We start from the raw sequence: 23340 nt of genomic DNA, 5'->3' as shown, positions 1-23340 counted from the left end.
GTGTTTTCGTTGTATAAGCCCGCTGCTGAGCTCATGGCGCGCAACAACCAACTGGATGAGGCAATCACACTCCTCCTAAAGGGAATTGAAGAAATCCCTGTTGAAAGAAACGTGTTTTCGTTGTATCTGTCCGCTGCTGAGCTCATGGCGTGCAACAACCAGATTTTGCAAGGCCTAGATCTTCTACGTGAAGGCATGAGAAGAATTCCTTTCAAGTATAATCGAAACAGAGTAGTAAACTCAGCCCTTTATCTATGTGCAATTTCTAGAAATAGCACAGCCATAAACCTGATCATTGAAGATGAATCAACTCAGAAAAACAGAGGGGATCAGGTAGGCCTTGGCAATAGCTTGCTTTTACAAATTAATCATCAATGGGCTGCAGCCGCAGAAACTGCCGAATCTTCACTATCACACTCTCGCATCAATCTGGACTTGTTAGGTCAAACCGCCTTCTGTTGGCTATCGGCGGAGCAACCTCAAAAAGCTTATCAGGCTTTAAATAAGGAGACTATCCCTAAAAGAGTTTTTTCCGAAGGGAATCCACTAACATGGCTCCGTGCATTGACAGCCATCAAAATTGAAGATATAGAACAAGCCAATTTGTACCTCTCCGTTTTCCTTGGAAGAGAGCTGCAAAAAGGCGAGCAAGCCACAACTCTTACATTGATTAAGCTATGGTTTGAGCATTCGAATTTATACTCACGAACAAATCTGGGCTACTACTTCCCCCATCTTTCCCCGAGCATTACCGGATTCAATAATACCATTTCTTACGTGCCATCAGACTTCTCTTTGTCCTGGGATTCTCTTATTGAGAAAGCCAATAACCTCGGCGAGAATTCTCAAGAAGGTCTGGAATCAAGAGTATGGCAAAGACAACCTTTAAAGATCTTTATTAGTTATGCTCATATAGACGAAAATTTCAAAAATGAATTGATAATCATGATGCAGGGCATGCAGCGGCGTGGGATTGTAGACGCCTGGCAAGATCGCCGGATAGAAGCTGGTGATGAGTGGTATCAAAAAATCAAGAATGCAATGGAAGAATGTGATCTAGCCTTACTGTTAGTGAGCTCTGACTTCATAGCATCCCCATTTATCAACGATGAAGAACTCCCTCAATTAATTATTCGGAGACAACAGGAAGGAATGCGCATCATTCCTATTATAGTACGGCCGTGTTTGTGGGACAGTGAGCCCATTATCAAAGATTTGCAAGTATTGCCAAAAGGTGGCAAACCCATTATAACATATTCGACAGAATACGGAGAACGAGAGAGGGTATGGGCTGAAATAGCTAGGACATTGGAGAATCATGCAAAGGCAATTCATGCAAACAGATTATTAGCTCGTTCAGAGAACCAGTTCAATTGAAAAACCTGCTTATGAAGTAATACTCACATCTCTTCAATCACTTAAATTTGTAACTTCTATGAGTTAGGCTGCCGGCAGCGTAATCCGAAACGTGGTGCCTTCGTTCACTTTCGACTGTAGCAACTGCAATTCTCCGCCGTGGTAGTCTTCAACGATCCGCTTCGCAAGGCTCAAGCCTAATCCCCATCCCCTTTTCTTCGTGCTGTACCCCGGCCGAAAGACGTTTTTCCACTGCCGGCGGTCAATCCCTTTGCCGTTATCTTCCACCTCAATCAGCACTTTGTCGTTTTGCGTGTAGGCACGGAGTGCAATGTTGCCGGCGTCTTTCTGAATGGCGTCCAGTGCGTTTTTGATCAGGTTTTCGATTACCCATTCAAATAACTCTGTATTCAGCGGTACAGCCAGCGTTTCAGGAATCTCTGCTGTCAGGTTTATTACCTGACCTTGCTTGGGAATACGGAGCCGCATATAATCGGTTACTCCCCCGATCACATCTGACAATTGCGTAGCTACAAGTTTCGGGCGCGAACCGATGTTTGAAAATCGATTTGTAACCCGTTGTAAGCGGGAGATGTCTTTTTCTACTTCCTGAATGGCATTTTGCTGCTCATCGTCGGACATGTTTGTCTCTTTCATGAGCGCTGTCCACCCCATCAGGCTGGATATGGGCGTACCCAATTGATGGGCTGCTTCCTTAGCCATCCCCACCCAAAGGCTGCTCTGCTCGCTCCGGCGCACATAGGAAAACCCGATGTAGCCGACCAAAATATAAAGTCCAACAAAGAGCAACTGCGCAAATGGGAAAATCCGAAGTTCACGAATCAGCTTGGACTCGCCAAAGTGCACGCGTTGTCGCAATTCACCCAACGACTCAGAGCTTACTTCAATCGGGATCGGTTCATTCAGACGATCCATTTCTTCCTGGAACGCTGCCAGCCGCGCCATGGCCTGGACAGAGTCTTCTCCTGAGCCCATCTCTTCACTGACCGGCAGGTTGCGCCACATCATTGGCCCGGTGGAGTCCGACACGATCGAGGGAATGGTATACGTAAAGTCTTCGCGGAGTACGATGTAGTTCGCAATGAAGCTTGTCTCCCCTGCCGGCGGCATGCTCTGTGCCCAACGGACGGCTTCCCTGAAACGGGCCATCTGCTGTGAAGAAGGGCTAACGCTGACACCGGTTGTTTCCAGAGAGTCAAGAAAAACCGACAGCGCCTGCAAGTCTGGCAAAAACGGGTTGGTGGTCTCTGCCTGCGTCTTTGTGATCGCCCCCATCGCTTCTGCCCAAATCTGGACAGCCGTCGATTCACGGTCTCTCAGTTGATCAACAATGCGGCTGGTATAGGCAAGCGAAGCTACCGCAATCAATACGGCAAAAATCACAAGCCCCGACTTCAAGTTGGTAGAGTGACGATATGACTGCATAAATGCCCTGCAATAACTCTGTAGCTTCAGCGCAAGGCCTTATCAGGCCGGGACTGCCTCTAGCAAAGCGCTGTTGCTCATAATGGTTTGGGAGCGTTTGGGCCCTGTTGAGATCATTGAAATGTCAACGCCCGACTGGTTTGCTACAAATTGCAGATACGATTGTGCCGCTGCCGGCAGATCTTCAAACCGATCAATACCTACAATGTCCTCTTTCCAGCCTGGCATAGAGATGTATACCGGCTCTACCTGCTCAAGGGTAAGCGCATTGTTCGGGAATTGAGACGTCTCTTTGCCATCGTAGCGGTACGACGTGCATACTTTGATTTCGTCGAGGCCAGACATCACATCAAGCTTCGTGATAACCAGTTCGGTTAAGCCGTTGATCATAGCGGAGTACTTGAGTGCCACCAGGTCGAGCCAGCCACAGCGGCGGGGCCGGCCTGTAGTGGCCCCAAACTCGTGTCCTACTTCCTGCAGTTGCGCACCAATGTCGTCGAGTAATTCCGTTGGAAATGGTCCGTTGCCCACGCGGGTACAATAGGCTTTCACAATACCGATAACGCGGCTGATACGCGTTGGTGGAATCCCCAATCCCGTGCAACAGCCGCCCACGGTGGGATGGCTGGAGGTAACGTACGGGTAGGTACCAAAGTCAACGTCGAGCAAACTGCCCTGCGCGCCTTCGGCCATGACACGCTTACCGGCTGCAATAGCCTCTCCGAGATAGTGTGTGGTATCAGCGATGTAAGGCGCAAGTTCTTTGTCGAGTGCCAGATATTCCTCAACCATTTGGGCAGCATCAAGCGGCTCAGCGCCGTATACGCCCTCTAAGATTGCATTTTTCTCGGCAACCGCGTGCTCAATTTTAGCGCGGAGGATATCTCTGTTAAGGAAATCGCCCATGCGGATACCAGTCCGGGCAAACTTGTCTACATACGCCGGCCCGATGCCCCTTCCTGTCGTGCCAATGGCTTTGCCACTACGCGACTTTTCCCGAGCGCCTTCCACAGCTTTGTGGTACGGCATAATGACGTGCGCATTCTGAGAAATGAGCAAGCGGCCTTCCACATCATACCCCTCTTCCCGGATTGCCCGGAGTTCTTTCAAAATAGCGAAAGGGTCAATGACAACGCCATTGCCAATAACACACGTTGTATCGGGGTTAAAAATACCGCTTGGTACAAGGTGCAGTACAACCGTTTTATCTCCCCAGCAAATGGTGTGACCTGCGTTGGCGCCACCCTGATATCTGGCAACAACATCCGACGTCTTGCTCAGTAAGTCTACGATTTTCCCTTTCCCTTCGTCGCCCCACTGAGATCCAATTACAACACTAACAGACATGATTTTTTTAGATCTGACACACAAAACGGCGAGGGATAGACCCCTCGCCGCTTGTGCGAATTCATCTTTGACAGAAATTGACGCTTACGGTCAACCGTTGGGCGTCCAGGGCCCATCAACCTACAGTAAGCGCGCGTTTGTGCGTACTTATAGATACTATTCGTCGTAACTGCTGATAGCTTCATCCACTGAGTCAAAGTGTTTGAATACGGTAATCAGCTTGGTGATTACGAGCAAAGACTGGATACGGTCAGCCACATTTGCAAGGCGCAGATCGCCGCCGGCGTTGCGCATAGTGGTCATCCCGCTGATGAGCATGCCGAGGCCGCTCGAGTTCATAAACTTAGTCTTGGACAGATCAATAACTACGTTTTTCTTGCCCTCTTCTTTCAAATTGTGCAAAGTGTCATGCAGCTTTGCACCATCGGGCCCTCCCATTACATTGCCTTTTAGTTGTATTACAACGGCATTGTATTTCTCTTCAACATTAAAATTCATGATGGTAAACTCTTGGTGAGAAAAAGCCCTGAAATCAGGTATCGTTCTATTTACGGTTGGCAGCGGCGCGGTTACGCAATTCCACTACAACGGGTGAAGCTACAAAAATTGACGAATACGTTCCAATTATAACTCCAACTAACAGCGCAAAAGCAAAGCCTCTGAGTGCGCCACTCCCGAATATAAAGAGCGTTGCAACTACGAGCAAGGTTGTGCCTGAGGTAATTATCGTTCTACTCAAAGTATTATTGATCGAGCGATTTACCACATTATCATACGCGTCTGTCTTAAAGAGGTTGGTATATTCACGAATACGGTCAAATACAACCACCGTATCGTTCAGCGAATATCCAACAATTGTAAGGAAAGCCGCAATAATGGCCTGGTTGATTTCCAGCGAAAACGGGACAATCCCCTGTAAAAGCGAAAACAAGCCGAGCGTAATCGTTACGTCATGTGCAAGCGCTGCTACAGCGCCTACACTGAATCGCCACTCAAAACGGAAGAAAATATATACAAAAATTACAAGCAGCGATGCAAGCAGGGCCTGGATAGCACCGCGCTTGAGGTCATCTGCAAAGCGAGGCCCTACGACGTCCGTTTTGATGACTTCATGCGTCTGATCAGGAAAAGAAGTCCTGATCTGGGTCAAGATCGCAGACTCAATCGCGTTGATTTCGCCCTCTGCTGCCGTTGCAATAAGGACAGCGTTTTCGCCAAAGGTCTTTACTCCTGTTGCACCTTCAAGTACACCAGAGAGCGCATTGGTTACCTCGTTGACATCAAGCAGTTCAGAACTTTCTACAACAAATTCCATCCCGCCTTTAAAGTCGATGCCCAATTCCAGGCCGCGTGTACTCAGTGATATAACACTAAGCAGCAGCAAGATGCCCGAAATCAGGTAGCCTGTTTTGCGGCTCTGTATAAACCGGAACGCCGCGTTTTCAAAAATTCTCATGTCTAATATTTGTAAGTCAAAGGTGGCGATTGGCGTCTGTTGAAGCCGGCTCACCCTTGTTGGTTAATAGCAGTTCTATTGCGCGCCTGGCGCAATCAATAAGTTCTATCGGGTAATGCCGGCAACTCAACCGTAGTTGACTTTAATGCGACGCTCAACAACCATGTAGTCCATCACAATGCGTGTGATAACAATGGCACTAAACATGGAAGCGATGATACCAGCCATCAGGGTTACAGCAAAGCCTTTGATCGGGCCAACGCCGAACGAGTAAAGGATTGCTCCTACAAAGAAGGTGGTAATGTTGGCATCAAAAATGGCGCTCAGGGCTTTCGAATACCCCCCTTCCATCGCTGCTTTTAGTGTTTTACCCGTATTTTGCTCTTCACGCACACGCTCGAATATGAGCACGTTGGCGTCAACTGCCATACCAATGGTAAGTACGATACCTGCGATACCCGGCAGCGTCAGCGTTGCCTTGAAGCCGGCCAGAATACCGAGGATAAAAATCACGTTGATAATCAGTGCGAGGTCCGCTACGATGCCGGCGGTGCGGTAATAGAAAATCATGAACAGCGCAACCAGCAGCAGGCCCACCAGGATCGAGTTCAATCCCGCCTGAATGGATGCTTCACCGAGGCTTGGCCCAACAGTGCGCTCTTCCACAATAATTAGCGGCGCAGGCAATGCACCTGATTTCAACACATTTACGATGTCCTGCGCTTCAGCCTGGGAGTCGAGACCGTTGATTTCGGTTCGTCCACCAGCAATACGCTCGTTAATGACAGGGAAAGAGTACACCGTATTATCCATTACAACGGCTACGTTCTTATTCACGTTGGCACCCGTGATACGCGCCCAGATCCGTGCGCCCTCACCATTCATTGCCATGGATACTTTGGCCCTGTTGAACTCGTCAAAGTCTACTTTGGCATCTGTAATCACACTTCCGTCGAGCTCTATTTCATTGCGAACCCCAAGGATCTCATACACTTCGAACCCGGCAGCATTCAATCCAGACGGAGAAGAATGGTACATGAGCGTTGTATTGGTCGGCATCAGGTCCTGGAATACCGGCTCTCTCATAAGCGCGTTGAAGGCTGCAGTATCCTGCTCAGACACAACGCCAAAACGCACACTCGCTTGTGGATACGGCTGAACGATCTGCAACAGGCGATTCACAGGGCCATCATCTTCGAGGGCCAGGAGTGCATCGATATCCGACGTGGTATCAGACACAACGCCGGCAGAGTCTGCAGCAAGCAACGCGTCTGAGGTAGAATCCATAGCAGCTTCTTCCTGATAAGCTTCGATGGCCAGCTGTGCGGTACGCAGCAACGCCTGCGGCTCTGCCATCAGGCGGAATTCAAGTTTCGCAGTACCTTTGAGCAGCGTACGTACACGATCCTGCTCAGTCACACCTGGTAGTTCTACAACAATACGACGTGCGCCCTGGCGCTGGATAGAAGGCTCCGTTACACCAAAACGGTCAACACGCTGACGAATAATCTCGATGGCCCGAAGAATGGCTTCATCAGCCTCTGCCTGCAAGTAGGTCACCACTTCTGCGTTCGTAGAACGGCGGGTGATGTTTGCATCGGTATCCCGGAAATAGCGAGACAGCAATGCGTTGGGGTCGCGCTCTGTAAAGGCCTGGGAAAAGGCATCAATAAGTGAAATCCCCTGGTTGTCAGCGCGAGTATTGGCATCTGCAAGCACCTCTTCAAAAGGCTGATCCACATCCGTGGCAAGTTCACGTACAAGCGCGTCAATTTTGACTTCGAGTGTTACGTGCATGCCGCCAAGCAGGTCGAGGCCAAGTTTCAGCGACTTGTCCTTCACCGTTTTGATCGTGGTGTTGTTCTCTTGCTCATAGGCCGTACGCTCTTCCCCCGACATACTTTCAATTTTGTTCGAGAGGAATAGGTTATGCACAGAGGGATAGAGGTAGTATACACACAGCGCAATAAACCCAATCGTAAGTAATATCTTAAATCCGTTGTCTTTCATTGTAAATCTGGTGTGTGCCGGCAGTGGAAGCCGACGTGATAATTACCGCAGAACTGCGGTGTTAAGCTCAACATGGTGGTTCGAGGCCCCAACAGATCGCCATACAACACAACATAACGCACCAGCAATGTGCATCAGCTATCGCAGATTGTTGAATCGGGATTGGGTATCTCTGTAGAATTGCGGGGCCAGGCTGTGGCTAGGGCGCACGCGGACTGATAGAACGGTAGCTGTCCGCTGTATATAAGGGGGTAACATGGGAAACGAAAGTGACGAGTTGCTGCCCAAATTTAACAGCTGTAACCCGTTCAAACGCAGCGAATAATGATGAGCCGCCGCGATCCTGCGAATGCAGGGTGCGCATCAGCGCAGATTTAAGCAGTAAATGCGGAGGAACAGCACTGTCAACGAGCAGAGATCTGTGTTTGAGCAACGCAAAAAGCGCCACACTCGTAACAGAAACGCCGTTGTCTGTTTCCACATACGCGTAAGCCTTAACAAACGCGTTTATAAATGCATCAAGGTTTTCAGCATTTACCTCAAGCGCAGCCGCAAAAGCATATTCAACGGCTTCCGAGGTAACATCACCGAGTTGGCTACGTAACCAATTAGCGTATTTGCTGGACGAATTGTACTGATTATCGCGCACAGCAGGAGATACGAGCAACGCCAGCAAGCTGAGAAGCAAGCTGATCGTTACGATCCGTTTTCCCAATGTTGAACGCAGTGCGCGCATAATGAAAGACAGAATGGTGCTAAAACGGGTATTTGCAGGTGCTTTAGCGCATAAAATAGTGGGTAGCGGCCCCAAAGCCTCAATATCGGCTAGTTGGCAGCAGGCGTTTAATGAGCGTTCATTACACCGTGTTCCGCTGACAGTAAATTACTGAATTTAGGTACTTTATTGAAAGCCTTTGGCTTTTTTGCAATGAAACGTTTGACGGGTAATGAATCATTGTTTTGTATCTTGTATTTTATAGTATATCGACCCTGTATTCCTGCCACCCACCCCAAACAGAGATAAACAATGGGATTTACAGATTTCCTGAAGAAAACTTTCAGTTCAACAAAAGCCGCTGCAGAGCAGGCTGTAGATAAAGCCATCGACGTTGCGGAAGACGTGATTGAAGACGCAGGTCCGATGGTCGAAAAAGCCAAAGAAGCAGCCGGCGAGGCGTTTGACAAAGCCAAAGACCTTGCAGAAGAAGCTGCTGTCAAAGCCAAAGACATGGCTGAAGATGTCAAGGAAAAGGCTGATCCACTCATGGAAAAAGCCAAAACGGCTGCTGAACAGGCTGTTGACAAAGCAAAAGAAGTAGCCAGTACCGCTGCCGAAAAAGCGGATGAACTTGCCACAAAAGCCAAAGAAGAGGCTGGCGAAGCTTTCGACAAGGCCAAAGGCGCTGCTGCTGCTGCCGCAGACAAAGCTGATTCACTAAAAGACAAAGCAATGGAAGAAGCCGGCGAAGCGTTCGACAAAGCCAAAGAAACCGCCTCTGCTGCTGCTGACAAAGCTGACGAGCTTATGGATAAAGCCAAAGAAGAGGCCGGTGAGATGGCTGATTCGGTCTCCAGCTCTGTCAAAAATGTAGCCTCAGAAATCAAGGAAGGCGCAAGCGACCTCGTTGACGATGCTGCGGATGAAGCGGAGAAAGCTGCCGGCGACGCCTAATTAGAGCGATTCCGCGATTATGCAAAACGGGCTCTCCTGATAGGGGCGCCCGTTTTTTGTTTGATGCATATTCGGTATTCAAAGCACTGCAAGCCCGCAAGAGATCCTTCGCATGGCTCAGGATGCCATTGCTGAAAGATAGTGCCGCTTTATTCACTCGACAATCGGCACTCGACAATCAACGCAATGTAACTTCTATCCCTGTATTCCATATTGGATATAAGCTTCACCGCTACTACCCCACAGCACGTACTTCCATGCATCACAACACAGCCTCTCTCCGTCGCTTTCAGCGCGCGCTCCGCGTGTTTGTTGCGTGGTATGCAGGGACGCTCTTCGCTTTGGCATTCATCTTATTGATCGCTCTGTTCATGATCGATCAACTCGAATCCGGTCAGGTATGGACTTACTGGTGGCTCACCGTCAAAAAGCTACTCTCCGAGGGCGGCACCTATGTAATTGCGTTTTTTCCTTATCTGATTTTTGTGATCATCCGCGAGAACGTGCGGCGCTACAAAAACACGGGCTGGACCGGTGTTGCTGGAGGGTTAATCCGGTATGTGGCGCTCCCCATAGCACTCATTTGGACTGGACTGGAGGTGACACGCGCTTATCGAAACAGCGAAGATTTTACTTATACCTGGGATACATCGGTAGAACACGCCGGCTCACAAGCCCGCGATCTGTACCAACAAGATGGCAAACACCGCGGGATACACGTTTTCAACCTGTCAGCTGATACATCAGACTTGGCGCTACTGAAAGCCAACAACATCGAATGGATCACGCTGGTCCCCTATATCAGCCAGGAGCTGCATAATGAACCGCCACTCCAGGCATCTTCGGAATCGGTGTCCGACAGTAGCAGCGTTGGCAGTAGTAGCATTGACAGAATTGCGCAACACGCAGCACTTGCTGCACACCACAACTTCCGTCTCGCAATCAAACCCCATGTGTGGCTCAGCGCACCGCAAGCTGGGGCATGGCGTTCAGACATCGAGATGCAGAACGAAGCAGACTGGGATACCTGGTTTTCCTACTACACGCGCCGCATGTTGGCATACGCAGCGCTCGCTGAACAACTCAACGCCGACCTGTTTTGTGTAGGCACAGAATTACACAGCACCATTGTGGCCAAGCCCGAGCAGTGGCGATCCCTGATTTCACAGATACGCTCGGTATACAGCGGCAAATTAACCTATGCTGCAAACTGGTCTGACAACCTGGAAAACATCCCTTTCTGGGATATGCTGGACTACATTGGGATTCAGGCCTACTTTCCAGTAGCTGATGTAAAGAACCCGAGCCTGCAAGAGATTGAAATGGGTTGGCAGCCTCATGTTGATCGGCTAAGCAACCTCGCAGAAAAATACCAAAAGCCGGTGTTGTTCACCGAAATCGGGTATAGGAGTATAGCGACAGGGGCCTTGACGCCGTGGGAATGGTCATCAACTACAGATTTTTTCAGGCGTGTATCGCATCAAACCCAGGCCTGGAGTTACCAGGCTTTTTTCAATGAAGTATGGCATGAGCCCTGGTTCGCAGGTGCGCACTTATGGGAATGGTCGGCTAATCATAGGAAAGACGGCAGAAACACCGGATTCTCAATGGGCGGCAAACCTGCGTTGAATTTGGTCGCTCGAGGCTTCTATCCTGTTGTCTCCTCACAACCAGATAGCACGCAGTTCAATTTTGGATTGTTACCCTGATTCGATACCTTTTCAGCAGATCAACACCACCTTGATTTGCACCCACGCTGTTTCGTACCCACCTGTATCGAATCCACCCCACCTGTATGGATTTAAAAGAACGGCTTACCTCACTTGATGTGCTGCGCGGCCTCACCATCGCCGGCATGATTGTCGTCAACGACCCGGGATCATGGAGCTACGTCTACCCTCCCCTGCGCCACGCCCCATGGCATGGGATTACGCCTACCGACTTTGTATTCCCTTTTTTCCTGTTCATTGTCGGCGTTTCCATTGTACTATCGTATTCAAAGCGCCGACAACAGGCTGCTGACACGGGGCCCTTGATTCGAAAAACGCTGGTACGTACCGCTATGATCTTTGGAATGGGCCTGTTTCTGGCTGTGCCTGCTGCAACGGTGGGGTACAAAATCGCCCATATTGTGGTGGGCATTGTACTGCTCTATGGGCTCTCCGAAATTCAAATTGCCCCGTCCCAGCGCCGACGCCTGATGCTGGGCACGGTCATGTTCGCAGTAACAACCCTTTTCCTTGTGCTTAACCCCAACCTGGCGCTGGACGCCTTCCGCTGGCCCGGCGTGCTGCAGCGGATTGCCATCGTGTTTCTAGTCTGCGCCTTCCTGTTCTTGTACACGAGCCGGCGCACACAAATCATCACGGGTGTGGTATTGCTTGTCGGCTATTGGTTGATGATGGTGCTCCTTCCTGTACCGGCTGACGCTGTGGTGCAGGCGGCGCTTGCAAGCGGCGAAGTGATGCGTGCCAGTGGACCTGTAGCCGTGGAAGGTCTGCGTGCTTTATCAGAGACATCTATTGCAGCAAACCTAGAGCCCGGCACCAACCTGGCTGCCTGGATTGACCGCGTGTTCACACCAGGGCGGATCTATGAAAAGACCTGGGATCCCGAAGGATTGCTCAGCACCTTGCCGGCCATTGGCTCAGGCATTGCTGGCATGGTTGCGGGCCACATCATCTTGCAAACAGCGTCCAAAGAACAAACTGCGCTTCGCCTGTTTGTCTATGGCTTTTGCTTGCTGGTTGTCGGTAGCGTGTGGAACTGGTTTTTCCCGTTCAACAAAAACCTGTGGACCAGTTCATTTGTGCTGTATACGTCCAGCCTGATTACCCTGACCTTCGCCGCCCTTTTCTGGTATGTTGATCTGCACAAAAAAGGCAAGAACCAGCCGCTGTTCTACATGGGTCGGGTTTTTGGCGCCAATGCAATTGCCGCATACGCCCTGCACAGCCTGTTTGCGCGCATCCTCACACCAGTTCGTGATGGGTTCATGGATACACTTATGGGCCAGGGGGTAGCCGGCGAACCGGCCTCCCTCCTGTGGGCCCTACTCTATACGCTCTTTATTTTCCTGATTGCCTGGGTGATGTATCGACAGAAACTTTTTCTCAGGCTCTGAGGCGATTACTGCAAGAGCATCATGCGTTTGCTTTCCACAAATGCGCCGGCCTGCATGCGGTAGAAATACACGCCGCTGGCCATTCCTGAAGCATCCCATGCAATATTGTGGATTCCGGCCGGCAATGTACCATCGTGCAGTTCAGCAACGAGCCGGCCCATAACGTCATAGACTTTTACAGAAACCACTCCCTGCTCGGGCACAGAAAAACGTATGGTTGTGCGTGGTTTGAATGGATTGGGGTAAGCATCGATCAGTTGCGGACGCTGCCCCGCCTGTATGGCCACGGTTACGGTCGGACTGAACGCAAACGTCCCATCAAAATCGATCTGCTTGAGGCGGAACTGGTGTGAGCCGGGAGTGAGGCCCTGCACAGTAAAGGCATACGATTGTGCTTCCGTCGTTGTACCTGCACCGGCTACATAGCCCACTTGTTGCCATCCCGACGCGCCGAATCGTTGCACCTCAAAGCCTGCGTTATTCGTTTCGCTGGCAGTTTCCCACGAAAGGAAGGCATCAGTGCCATCAACCAGCCCTGTAAATGCGGTTAATTCAACGGGTAGTGGCGGGGATAGCTCGGCGTTGTAGCCAAATACAAGTACATCTGTTTCTCCTATCGACTCCACTTCTTCGCCGGCAATTTTGAGCACTGCATCATACGTGGCACTTCCGACATTCTGCCTGGTAATCGAGCCTGTGCAAAAACAACTCACAATCTCTATCCAGTCGTCATGCGTCATGTCGGCAGCTGCAGCGCCTGTTGTCCACGGCAGGAGCATGAGATCTCCTGCTGAATCGAGTTCAAGCAAAAACGCATCTTGCGTACCCTGTAATTCGAAACCATACTTTGTCGAAGGGCCAGCATAAACTTCCGCCTTTCCATAAGCACCGGCCACAGATACACCCGACTTCTGGTCGGGATTGCCTTCACGGAAAGCAAGATCATTAATGGTAGCATCCCCGGAAATGGCGTATATCCAGAGAATCTCTCCTTTTGCGCTGAATGCGCCCACATATTGTCCGCCGTCGTCACTACTGTTAATATCAAAACTCTTAACAAACACGTTATTGAGCTCATATTCGAGTGCGCTGCCACCAAAATCGCCGGCAAAATAACCGCCACCTGTTTCGGGATTAAAAACGACGTTTGATACAGAGACATCCCCTGCCCCTTTGAGCTCAATGAACCACTCAACTTCGTCGCCTGCCAGCTTGATCAGAAACCCATCCTGGGTACGCAGACCAGCCTCTAACACGTTGCGGCCCAGTGTTGCAATGCCGTCGTATTCACCGCCCCAGTAAGCAACTGTACCATCTTTCGCCAGCGTTACGTCATTTCCCCGGCTGTTGCCATTACCCTGCATGAGAAGCAAGTCTCTGAGTTCACCGCGGGTACCGTATTGGATGAGGTATGCATCTTCGTCTTCCACGGTTGGCGAGTTTGCTGTCTCTACACCTGTCTGGTGAATAAACAACACTTCGGTCCCTTTGTATGAGCCTGTCATGAACACTTCGCCTTCCTGGTGGCTATCAACGCCTCCAAAAGTCGCTTCGCTCGTTTCGAAAACAGAGCCAATGGTGTTGATCCAGGAGATGGTCCCTTTCTCTGTAAACTCTGCGAGGTACACACTCTGATTTGGACTTTGCAGCAAGCTCAAGTCGTGTTGAGACACCCCAATCGAGCCTTTGTACGTGCCAATAAGGTGTGGATCGTTTTCTACGTTAACAGTCACATCATCTCCTGTTATCGAGCTCTTCAGGTCGTCAGCAGAAATCGCATATAATTCTGATGGTTTCCCTGTTTTAGGGTCGACGATAACGAGGATGGCAGTCTGTGCGTCAGGCGTTTCAAATGAATCACCTACCATACCGCCGGCTTCACCCATGGTAGCGGCCAGGCGGACAACGCCATCTTCCAGCGCAACGTGTACGCCGCCCGCTATGTCAGCAGACTTACCTCCTATCCGTAATACCCATTCAACTGGATCGTCCTGTGCAAATGCTTTTTCTGGCATTACAAACACGAGGCCGGCTAACAATAACGCGGTGCAGTTTTGTATAAATTTTTTCATTTCAGATGTGATGCGTGTGGGTTAGGAGATGTGGTTAGGCCAAACACATGGTGTGTTTGGGGTTGAAAGTTGCAGGTTAAAAGTTGAAAGTGGTTGTAGCTCTAGTTATCCAACACCCTGAATTGCAGGGTGCCGCTGCCGGCGCCGGATGGGCCGAAACCAAAGCCGCCGCCGCTAATGCCAGAGCAGGGCGTCAGCAATTCATTGAGCAAGCCGGCAGGAATGCCGGGCACTGTTGGCGTGGCAATGTCCAGTTCATCTGCGATATCCAGCACCAGAATGGGCTGCCAGTCGAAGTATCCGATTTCACTTTGTCCCAACGCTACGCCCCCACGGGTCAGGCCAGGCGTTTCTGCTGTAATGATCCACGCGTATTGGCCGGATTCAAAGGGCTGCGCTCGAAGCGGATACTGCAAAAACGTAGTGCGCAGATTAGCTTCTTCGTACCATGAAGGATTTGCTTGCAGTGCGGCGAGCGGTGATTGCCGGCCGAGTACTTTTACAATTTTGATGCGGTAAGAGACGGCCTGATTCCCCGGCAGGGGCGCCGGCGGTGTCCAGTAAAACACAGGAAAACGATCGCTTAACTGTGCCTCTATTGGCGGCGCAATCAATTCTGGCGGCGAAACAAGTTCAACGGAATGGTTGATACAATCGCTGCCCACCTCTTCCAGCGTGACCGTCGAGATCGCGTACACACAAATGGTGTAGTCTCCGGTAGGGGCCTGCCCGGTCCGGACAATTATTCGTTCGTACTCGCTGTTGGTCTCATCAAGTTCAACCGGCTCCAGATCTGGTCCGCGAAATGTATTGAGTCCTGGCCGCAATGCAACTTCTCGTGTACTGGCGTCGAGCAGTAACCCTTCTCGTGCCTCTTCTACTGTGCCGCGCAGCACAACAGATAAGTCGCTGCGGCCCATGTTGTTAAGCTGGACGCGCCACAGGTCGGAAATGGTCAACTGGTTCGGTGGTGGCGGGAAAATCTGCACGACCACAACAGACTGTTGAGCATGCGACATCTGTGGCATACCCCCTGCCATCAACAGCAACAAAGCCAGGCTTTGGAAAAAGATATTTCTATGCTTCATTGGAATCACCATGTGCGGATCAGAGAAACGGATAGCCGGCTTTGATTAAAATCGGAGGCGGCCAACAATCCTCCTTGATACTGGTTGTTTTCCAGGCGTACGTCGAGCGTACCGAGCAACCAAAGTGGAAATGCGGTTCCTCCGTGGATCCTCAACAGCGACCCTTGGCCCGTTTCTTTTGAGTAATTAACGCCCAGCGTACTGGTCCATAGATCAAAGGCTGTGTAGGAGGCGGAAACATCAACCGTATGGATATCAAGTGGGTCGGTGAGCCGCTCCTGGTCGTAAAAGGTGTAGCCCAAATTGAGTCCGAGATCCCCAAGTGCCAGGACCTGTGAAATGCCGTAATTCTGCATCCGGTATTCGACAAACTCCTGCGTGGCGTCGATCGATTGCAGGGCATAAATCAGGCTTGTGGTACTTACCAGCGCGTCCGTGCGGAATGTGTAGCCTGTCATTACAGACAGGGATTGCGTGTCGTACTGGTAATCGAATGAATCTGCCAGGCCCGCATCTGTATCCGGCAAGCGGTTACTCGTTTTCAGAAATGTGGGCTGGTATCGTACGCGCAGGTACGGCAAATTGCGGAGGTGTAGTCCGAGCTGAAACGAAGCCAGTTTGGAGTCTTTAGTGAAAAGCTTGATGTTGTCCAGGTTGTTTTCTTCCGACCGGAAGCGCGCACTGAGCGACACTTGGCGGCGAAAAAATGCCTGGCTGATGTCGGCTTCATAGCTCAGAATATCATTGCGCAACACTGGCGCGCCAAGAGAAACGTACCCCGGCCCTACATACCGTACTTTTGCCCGCAGTCGGGTTTTTGACGTCGGTACCCGTAACGTGGCTTTCACTTCACCTGCCGCATCAAGCGAACTCGACAGGTTGGGATCAATCAGATTGTACAGCAGGGGCGAAATCAGCTCCTGGTCTTCGATAGCGATGCCGTCGCGGTCGCGCGTATACGAAGAGCCGGCAACATTGCCCTCGATATTAAACCGCTGCTCCGCTACAGAAACCTTGAAGTCGATGCCGGCCAACAGGTTACGCTGGGGCGGCAGTGCCACCTCGGGCATCCCCAAATCATCAAACGTGTCTTTATCATCTACAATCAGCGCACCCTTGATGTGAAAGTGGCTGCCAGAAGACCGCCCCACGCCAATGCCGGCGCCGGCCACACGCCGTTTGTAAAACGCTTCACCAGGTGTGATGAGCAAACGCTGCAGATTGCCGCCCTGGTTGCGCACATTGCCAAAGGTACCAGCCAGGTACAGCACTCCGGGTGCAAATTCTACATGCGCACCCAGGATCTCCAAGCCATCCACAGTAAACGGCGAATACCGTGGATAGGTAACGCCAATCCCGAGATTTGGAAACCGCAGTGCCTTCCGTTCCAGGGCAGACAACAAACCCATGTTTGTGAGCGCCCCGAGGTTATTGGTCAGGTTGCTCACATCGCTCTGGATATCCTGCAATGTCGCAAGCGTCTCCCGCGCCTCATTGATCCCCCCTTCAATGCGATCAAAACCAAACGGATCTGTGCGGATATCGCGGCCGGCGAGGTCCTGGCTCAGGTCGCCGATTTTCTGTGACACCCGGTCGCGAATGGTGCGCTCCAGCCGATCGGCGCTAAAATTGAAGCTCGCGATCAAGCTGTTTATGTTGGTATTGACTTCATTCTGCTCGGTCGATGTTAAGATGTTGACTGATAATGGTATGCCCCGCACCGCAATCGTTGGCTCAGCTTCCCAGCGAAACAGGGTGCGTGGCGTAAACTGGTTGAGGCGCGTTGCATCGGAGGTTTCGAAATACATGCGGCTGTATCCCGAAAAGTGAACATTTTGCGCAACCACTTCGCTGCTGTACAGCCCTACCAGGCACAGCACAAGCAACCATCGTTCGAACTGATGTATAAATATGGGCTTCTTCATGGATATGGAAAATCAGCGTCCTACTGGGACAATTCGATGGAATCAGCATAGACCATACGGAAACCGACATCCGCATCGTTTTCAAATTCCTGATTCTTACCGGGATCTGAGTGCAGAATTTCAAATTCTTTTATGGACACGCGGTACCGGGTTGTACCAGGTGCGCCTCCTGTATTGACGGCTATCTGACCACCTCCGCCCGTTTGCAATGGGTTGGCCAGTGTTTTCATCCAGATTGTGCGCGCGCCAATTTGCTGGTGCGGGGGCATTTCAACATCTGTCAATTCATCGGACACTGGCGCCCACGGCGCATCCGGACCGCCAACCTGTTTTTCGAGCGTTACCGTCACGTGCCGGCTAAAGCTCATGAGGTCTTTGATTTTATCGGGGTCAGATTCGTTTGCACCCAGATTATTGGAAATGGTATTCCAGGCAATCGGCCCAGAAAGCATCACCCGAAACTCGTCGTCCGATACCATGTTCAGCGCTGCCACACGATCCGGCACGGCCTGAATAAAGTCTGTCATAACAACCGGCGACAAATGGACGCCATCCATTGAGTTCGGCTGATACCGGGCCAGTGCAAGGCGCATAAACGGGAAGTAGGTATCACCTGTATCCACCGTGATGTCGCAGTACCACAGCTGGCGGTCTTCATCATAGTGCACTTCGTGGCCGGCTACGGCTGCATATCCCTTGTTGGTTTCCTCGAACCTGAGGCCATTTTGGGTCTTAACGGCGTCAGGAAAGTTGGTCAACGCTGGGTTCTTTGGAGGCGGCAATGAGCGCCAGACGGGGTCCATACCCCACTGCGTCGTTAGCAGGCGCAATGGATCGTCGGTGGCCTCGTTCGTAAAAACAGGTGGTACAGCAATTGGTCCGGGAGAAGGGTTCTGGAATTGATCCAGTTTTGCAGGGGCACTACCACGCAGTACTACGGCGAGCAATTCCCCATCTCCAGAAGAATACCAGGGACGGTCCAGGTAGACACGTAATCCTCCACCGCAACGTCGACTCACCGGGTTGCCATCTACGGTTTTGCGTTCCCAACCAAAGGTTGGCACAACGTACTTGACCTTGGGTGCTGCCGGCCGGGCAGAGCTGGGGATGTTTACTTCAAAGGTGGCGCCCTCACGGGATACATTTTCGGGAACGTTATAAATTTCCTGCGGGAAGTAGTCGCGGAATCGGCTGGCGCCGGTCAGGAAATATTCAACCTTATGGTGTTTGGTATCGCCAAATTCGTGTTTGAAGAAATTTGCTTTCTTCTGTTTGTGATGCGGATACGCCGGCCCACCGGCAAAGTCGGCTGCTTTGATCGGGAATTTGATCGATTGGCGATCTTCGTAGTACGGTTCGATGGGCATCTCAGCAACGCGCCCCACGTTTTCGCGCGGTTCTGGCCGTCCGTCTTTGCCATCACGTGGCGCATCAGCACCGAGGCGATCTACCGGATCGCGCCACCGGGCGGTGAAATCAAGCCGGCCGGTGCTCCAAACATCCAGGTTCATCTGTCCGCTGAGGAAAACCTGGGTGTCCCCCAGGTTTTCCTTCTTGGGTGTAAGCTGCTGAAAACTCGGGGCCATCAGCGGCTGCTGTACCGCGTGCACCAGCACGAGCTCGCGCCACGGCGTAACCATCCAGTGCCGGCCTTCAGAAATAATGTTGGCTAATTGTGGCTCAGCTGCCAACTGCTGCGGCCCCTGCACGTTATTCCCGCCATTTATCACCTCAGCACACTCGAAGTGATCAAGATCTTGGGCCGACATGTAGCAGCTCAAACGAACTTTACTAATCTGCCCCTTTTTCATTTTCACTTCCAACACCCGCGCGCCAGACGGATGATTTTCGTGAAATACAGGTACACCTTCTCCTTCGATAATGCGAATTCTGAATGAGCGGGCTTTGGGGAAGTCGTTCTCAAAAGAAACCTGAAACACACTCCCCTCTGGCACACCCGGCAAGCCTACAAACGACGCACCCCGAGCTACAAAATCTGGTAGATAAGGCAGCATGAGTTCTTCGCCTGTATGAATAACGTACTGTCCAGGTCCGAGTGGATCACCGGTGCGTAGCTCTTCCAGACTGCCAACAGCCTGGTCAGGCGGCACACCCGGCGGCGTAATCAGCTGGATGTTTGGCACTTGGAGATTCTTCTGGCCTGTGTTGATATCAACAATATTCGGGTCATTGAAAGTGCCTGATTCTTTCACCGCGATATTGAACCACTGCTGGTAGTTCTTCCCGCCTCCCATTGCAGCTTCAAATGCACCATGTAATTCGGCCATCTGCTGCGAGGTTTTCGGCGGAGCGATGTGGCGGTCGTTAAACGACTCGTAGATATGCTGGTAGATTGATAGCGCCTTCTGTACGTTCATATCCTGGACGTACTCTGCCGGCGTCTGGTTGTAATTGCTCCGGATGACCATTCGCTCCAGTCCTTCTCCCTCCGTTATAATCGAGCGCGGTACAACGACCGGTGAACTGAGTGGCTCGTGGCGGATGTAGCAGCTCTTTTCGGTCGCATGGCTGGAGTCAGGCACGCTTGCTGGCAGGCTGTTGCCAGCGAGATCAACCGTGCGTGCGCGCAGCCGATAGTCTTTGCCAAAACGAAGGCGCGGCAACGAACCCGGCTCGGGTACAAACCATGTTTCAAGGTCAAACGCATCTGGCGTGGTGTGTTTAACACGCCCAACGTTCTCGTACCGCTTGTCGCTTACCGTACTCTGATCTTCTATCTGATCTTTGACTTCGCCTGGTACAATTGTCATCCCCGGCTTTTCTGCTACGAGGCTCCAGCCATCCCATTGAAAAAGGGATTCGTGGATGTATGCATTTTCTTCGTCGTCTTCTTCCTGTGTAAGTGCTGTTGCTTTGACGTATCCTTCGTCATTGATCAGCCGATCCAGGTTTGGGTCTTTGTTGATTCTGTACCGCCCGCGCCGTTTACACAATGAATACCACTGCTGCTTCTCTTCGTCAAAAACATCCACCCGGTATCCGCGAACCAGATCATCGGCATAGAGCGCTTCCGGTGGTTGAGGTGCATTTGTTAGCTTGTTAACGCGCCGAAATGGCTGGTTAGGCAGCTCAGCCTGAATCGCATTAACCTGCGTAGCTACACTCTCAAAGCGGGTAACATTTGCACTAATCGATGCAGCAAGCTTTAGGGCGCGGTCTTTTTTGATCACGCTGAGCCCCGTGGTGCGTTTTGCCGGCAAAGACGCGGTATCGTTCGCTTCTTCCCGGTAGTTGCCAGGGATGGTTCTCGGACGTCTCCCCTGCTCGTCGCGTCCTTGCGGCGCCGCGGCAAGGACCTGTGAGGCATTTACCTGTTGGTTGTTTGCTTGCTGCAGTGTAACGTTGTTCACGCCGCTATTGACAGCATTATTGCCAGTAGAAATCTGGTCAGCAACATTGACGCTACTCGCAGCAAATACGTTGGCGCGGTTGAACTGATCTGTAGCCAGCCCCAGCGTTTTTAGTGCCCAGCCATCTACGTCGACCTGGGTTAGATCGTACAGATTGGGATTTTCCAGACTCAGGAAACCGTCTTCAATTTCCAGCTCTGCGTTATCGCGTGGCTTGGCAGAAAAAAGCCCGGCCTGCGAATTCAGCTGGTAGTGCGTGCGCTCCGTCAGCATAATACCGTTGATGCCATCAGGAGCAACCAGCTCAACCGTTCCCTCAGCCAGCATGCCGTTGGTATAGGGCACCTCAATATCTATCACAAAGCCGAGCGTCCGCATAATCTCGGGGTAGTCACCAAGAATACCATGCACCCTGTGAAAATCGATATCCGGTAGTGCCGGCGGAGGATCGGCCAGGGTCAGGCCTTCAAGCCTGTTGTTACTCCGGTCTATCAACTCTCCTGCTTCCACTCTTTTTTTGCGGTCGTAGAACTCATCCAGCATGGCAAATGCGACCGTCTCCTCCGTGATCTCATCGTCAGGAATTGCAGCGGCGATCTGGCTGATGGTATTCGTGGCAATGGCGCGGCCAATAGGCTGGATCTGTCGCGTCTGATTCAACTGCTCGCGCACCCGTATCTTTTCTGTGGCCACCCCAAGCCGGCCAATTTTGCTGACAAACGGCTTCAAGCTCACCCGGGTGTCATTCTCCACAGTGCTAGCAAGCGACATCACCGGATACTCTGTCGGTGACTGCAGCATGACGCGGTTGTACTCTTGTCTGAGCACCTGCATAATTTGAGTTACGGGGTACGACTTGATCGTGCGCGATCCGTAGTCCTCTCGAACATAGGGGATGACCGGTGTGTTTGCGTTGAACAAAGACGTCCAATACCCCTCATCAGGTTGAGAGAGGAGTGTGGCTTGTTGCGTCACATCGCCAACCCTCAAGGAAAACAGACCCGCTTGTTTGATGATAGCCGGCCAATTCTGAAATTCAGGAAACGAAGGAAAGAAGGCGCCCAGCGTCTCGCCATCATAAAGCCGAGGCGTCATAAAAATAGACGCGCGGAGCATGTTGTTTTGTATGCCATTGGGCAGGACGGTCCAGATGAGATGTTGATCAGGCATGGCTATTATGGGATGGATTTACTATTGGGCAGGTGTTGATGGGAGACGTATGTAGCGGTACCGCTAATCGGCGAAGGCCATACAGTATTCGGGCCAGGCCTCTACCGTTTGATCCTGAACCGGATCGATGTAGGAGCTGCCCATTTGTTCGAGGAACGTGGGGTCTTCATTGGAGCCGGCAAACTTGCGCTCAACGGTGATTTCGACGCCAATACTGAAGAACAGCAGTTCAATTTCCACTTTCACAGAAGCACGGCCTATCACCTTGCCGCCACTGCTCTGGTAGGTTAGCTCCATGCGGAGCTCCAGCGAAATACCAATCAGCCCCAGCACCGAGACGTGCCCCGAGAGGCGCAGGTATCCTGTCAGCGTGACTTCATCCGTCACCCCATCGTATTTGAAGTAAATGCCGGCCATCAAGGTTACGCCCCCACTGGCAACCGCAATACTAAACGCAATCGATGCCCCAAATTCGATGGCAGCCTCAACGCTCCGCAGCCCTTCCATGTCGAAGGTGATCCCGAAATAGAAAGACCCGCCAATGGCCATTACCGTAACCGTACACGGGTTCTCGCGGGTGTTGAAATTGAACTGGATGGTGGCCGGATCGCCGATAAACGGGATATTGATTTCAGCCCCCAGGCTGATGTTTTGCACGGTGAACACCCCAAACGCGACCGAAGGAATGGGCTGCGTAAAGCCGGCGGTTATCCCAGACGTGTCGATGTCAACGTACGGCGGATCGCTAAAGCCGTCCATTGGAATCAGTTCGCGCAGTTTCTCAACCCACTTCAGCGGCCCATCAAACTCGATACCGTCAAAAACAACATCAACCCCCCATTTCTTGCCCGTAGTTGCAAAAAACTGCACCCGGCTAAACAGGGCTTTGATGATGTAGAGATCGATTGTGAAGTTGTCCAGGCTACAGAAAATATCCGCCGTGGGCTGGCCACTACCGTCGCCGGCCTTGGCGCGTAGTTCCACGCCCAAAACCATCGATGCAGGTTTACCGTCGTTGTTTGCGATAAAAATTCCAAGCCAATCTTTCACGCCAGGCCGCCATTCCAACCGCACCTTCATTTCCTTCGCCATTTCAATAGCATTCAGGAAATTGCTGATTAACTGGATGAATTCCTGTGCATCAGCCAGTAGTTCTCGGAACTGATTGAGGCGCTTTTCGACGTCTTTTTTGAAGCCTAAATCGAGATTCGCACCCGGTATGGCGGCTAACAGGTTGTCGATATGACCTACTACCGTTATCGGATCAGGCAGCGCGTTGATGTCACCATTCTCGATGGCGTCC

The 23340-nt window shown here is 51.4% G+C and carries 15 protein-coding genes; 4 read left to right on the top strand and 11 right to left on the bottom strand.

Annotated features, from left to right (window positions below):
* A partial coding sequence (locus tag AAF564_15285; GenBank protein ID MEM8486915.1) for a toll/interleukin-1 receptor domain-containing protein occupies positions 1-1377 on the top strand: 1377 nt, incomplete at its 5' end.
* Positions 1378-1440: 63 nt separating this feature from the next.
* Here AAF564_15285 and AAF564_15280 read toward each other — a convergent pair.
* From AAF564_15280 to AAF564_15255, 6 genes are all read right to left on the bottom strand, one after another.
* Positions 1441-2802, bottom strand: a complete 1362-nt coding sequence (locus tag AAF564_15280) for a HAMP domain-containing sensor histidine kinase (GenBank protein ID MEM8486914.1) — start codon at positions 2800-2802, stop codon at positions 1441-1443.
* A 42-nt stretch (positions 2803-2844) separates the two neighbouring features.
* Positions 2845-4149 (bottom strand): adenylosuccinate synthase, encoded by a 1305-nt coding sequence (locus AAF564_15275; GenBank protein MEM8486913.1) that lies wholly within the window; start codon positions 4147-4149, stop codon positions 2845-2847.
* A gap of 156 nt (positions 4150-4305) precedes the next feature.
* Positions 4306-4647 (bottom strand): STAS domain-containing protein, encoded by a 342-nt coding sequence (locus AAF564_15270; GenBank protein ID MEM8486912.1) that lies wholly within the window; start codon positions 4645-4647, stop codon positions 4306-4308.
* 46 nt (positions 4648-4693) lie between these two features.
* Positions 4694-5605, bottom strand: a complete 912-nt coding sequence (secF, locus tag AAF564_15265) for a protein translocase subunit SecF (GenBank protein MEM8486911.1) — start codon at positions 5603-5605, stop codon at positions 4694-4696.
* A 126-nt stretch (positions 5606-5731) separates the two neighbouring features.
* Positions 5732-7615 (bottom strand): protein translocase subunit SecD, encoded by a 1884-nt coding sequence (secD, locus tag AAF564_15260; protein ID MEM8486910.1) that lies wholly within the window; start codon positions 7613-7615, stop codon positions 5732-5734.
* A gap of 199 nt (positions 7616-7814) precedes the next feature.
* Entirely contained in the window at positions 7815-8351 is a 537-nt protein-coding gene (locus AAF564_15255) for a hypothetical protein (GenBank protein ID MEM8486909.1), read from the bottom strand.
* Positions 8352-8642: 291 nt separating this feature from the next.
* Here AAF564_15255 and AAF564_15250 point away from each other — a divergent pair, with 291 nt between their 5' ends.
* The 3 genes from AAF564_15250 to AAF564_15240 all read left to right on the top strand — a co-directional run bounded on the left by AAF564_15250 (position 8643) and on the right by AAF564_15240 (position 12411).
* Positions 8643-9287 carry a hypothetical protein gene (locus AAF564_15250; GenBank protein MEM8486908.1) on the top strand — a complete coding sequence of 215 codons (645 nt, stop codon included), beginning with the start codon at positions 8643-8645 and terminating at the stop codon, positions 9285-9287.
* A gap of 257 nt (positions 9288-9544) precedes the next feature.
* Positions 9545-10996, top strand: coding sequence for a hypothetical protein (locus AAF564_15245; protein ID MEM8486907.1), 1452 nt, complete (start codon positions 9545-9547; stop codon positions 10994-10996).
* Between the two features lie 86 nt (positions 10997-11082).
* A complete protein-coding gene (locus AAF564_15240) occupies positions 11083-12411 on the top strand; it encodes a DUF5009 domain-containing protein (protein ID MEM8486906.1) in 1329 nt (442 codons plus the stop codon).
* A 5-nt stretch (positions 12412-12416) separates the two neighbouring features.
* Here the strand turns inward: AAF564_15240 and AAF564_15235 are convergent, their stop codons facing one another.
* From AAF564_15235 to AAF564_15215, 5 genes are all read right to left on the bottom strand, one after another.
* A complete protein-coding gene (locus AAF564_15235; GenBank protein ID MEM8486905.1) occupies positions 12417-14483 on the bottom strand; it encodes a T9SS type A sorting domain-containing protein in 2067 nt (688 codons plus the stop codon).
* Between the two features lie 101 nt (positions 14484-14584).
* Positions 14585-15571, bottom strand: a complete 987-nt coding sequence (locus AAF564_15230; protein ID MEM8486904.1) for a hypothetical protein — start codon at positions 15569-15571, stop codon at positions 14585-14587.
* A gap of 5 nt (positions 15572-15576) precedes the next feature.
* Positions 15577-17496, bottom strand: coding sequence for a hypothetical protein (locus AAF564_15225; protein ID MEM8486903.1), 1920 nt, complete (start codon positions 17494-17496; stop codon positions 15577-15579).
* Positions 17497-17516: 20 nt separating this feature from the next.
* The gene (locus tag AAF564_15220) at positions 17517-22037 is read right to left on the bottom strand and encodes a hypothetical protein (protein ID MEM8486902.1); all 4521 of its coding nucleotides are present in this window, start codon (positions 22035-22037) and stop codon (positions 17517-17519) included.
* A gap of 63 nt (positions 22038-22100) precedes the next feature.
* The coding region (locus tag AAF564_15215) for a hypothetical protein (GenBank protein MEM8486901.1) at positions 22101-23340 on the bottom strand (1240 nt) is incomplete at its 5' end.

The sequence above is a fragment of the Bacteroidota bacterium genome (genome assembly GCA_039111535.1).
GTDB lineage: Bacteria > Bacteroidota > Rhodothermia > Rhodothermales > JAHQVL01 > JBCCIM01.
The sequence above is the reverse complement of the archived record's forward strand: the minus strand, read 5'-3'. Positions and strand labels throughout refer to the sequence as shown.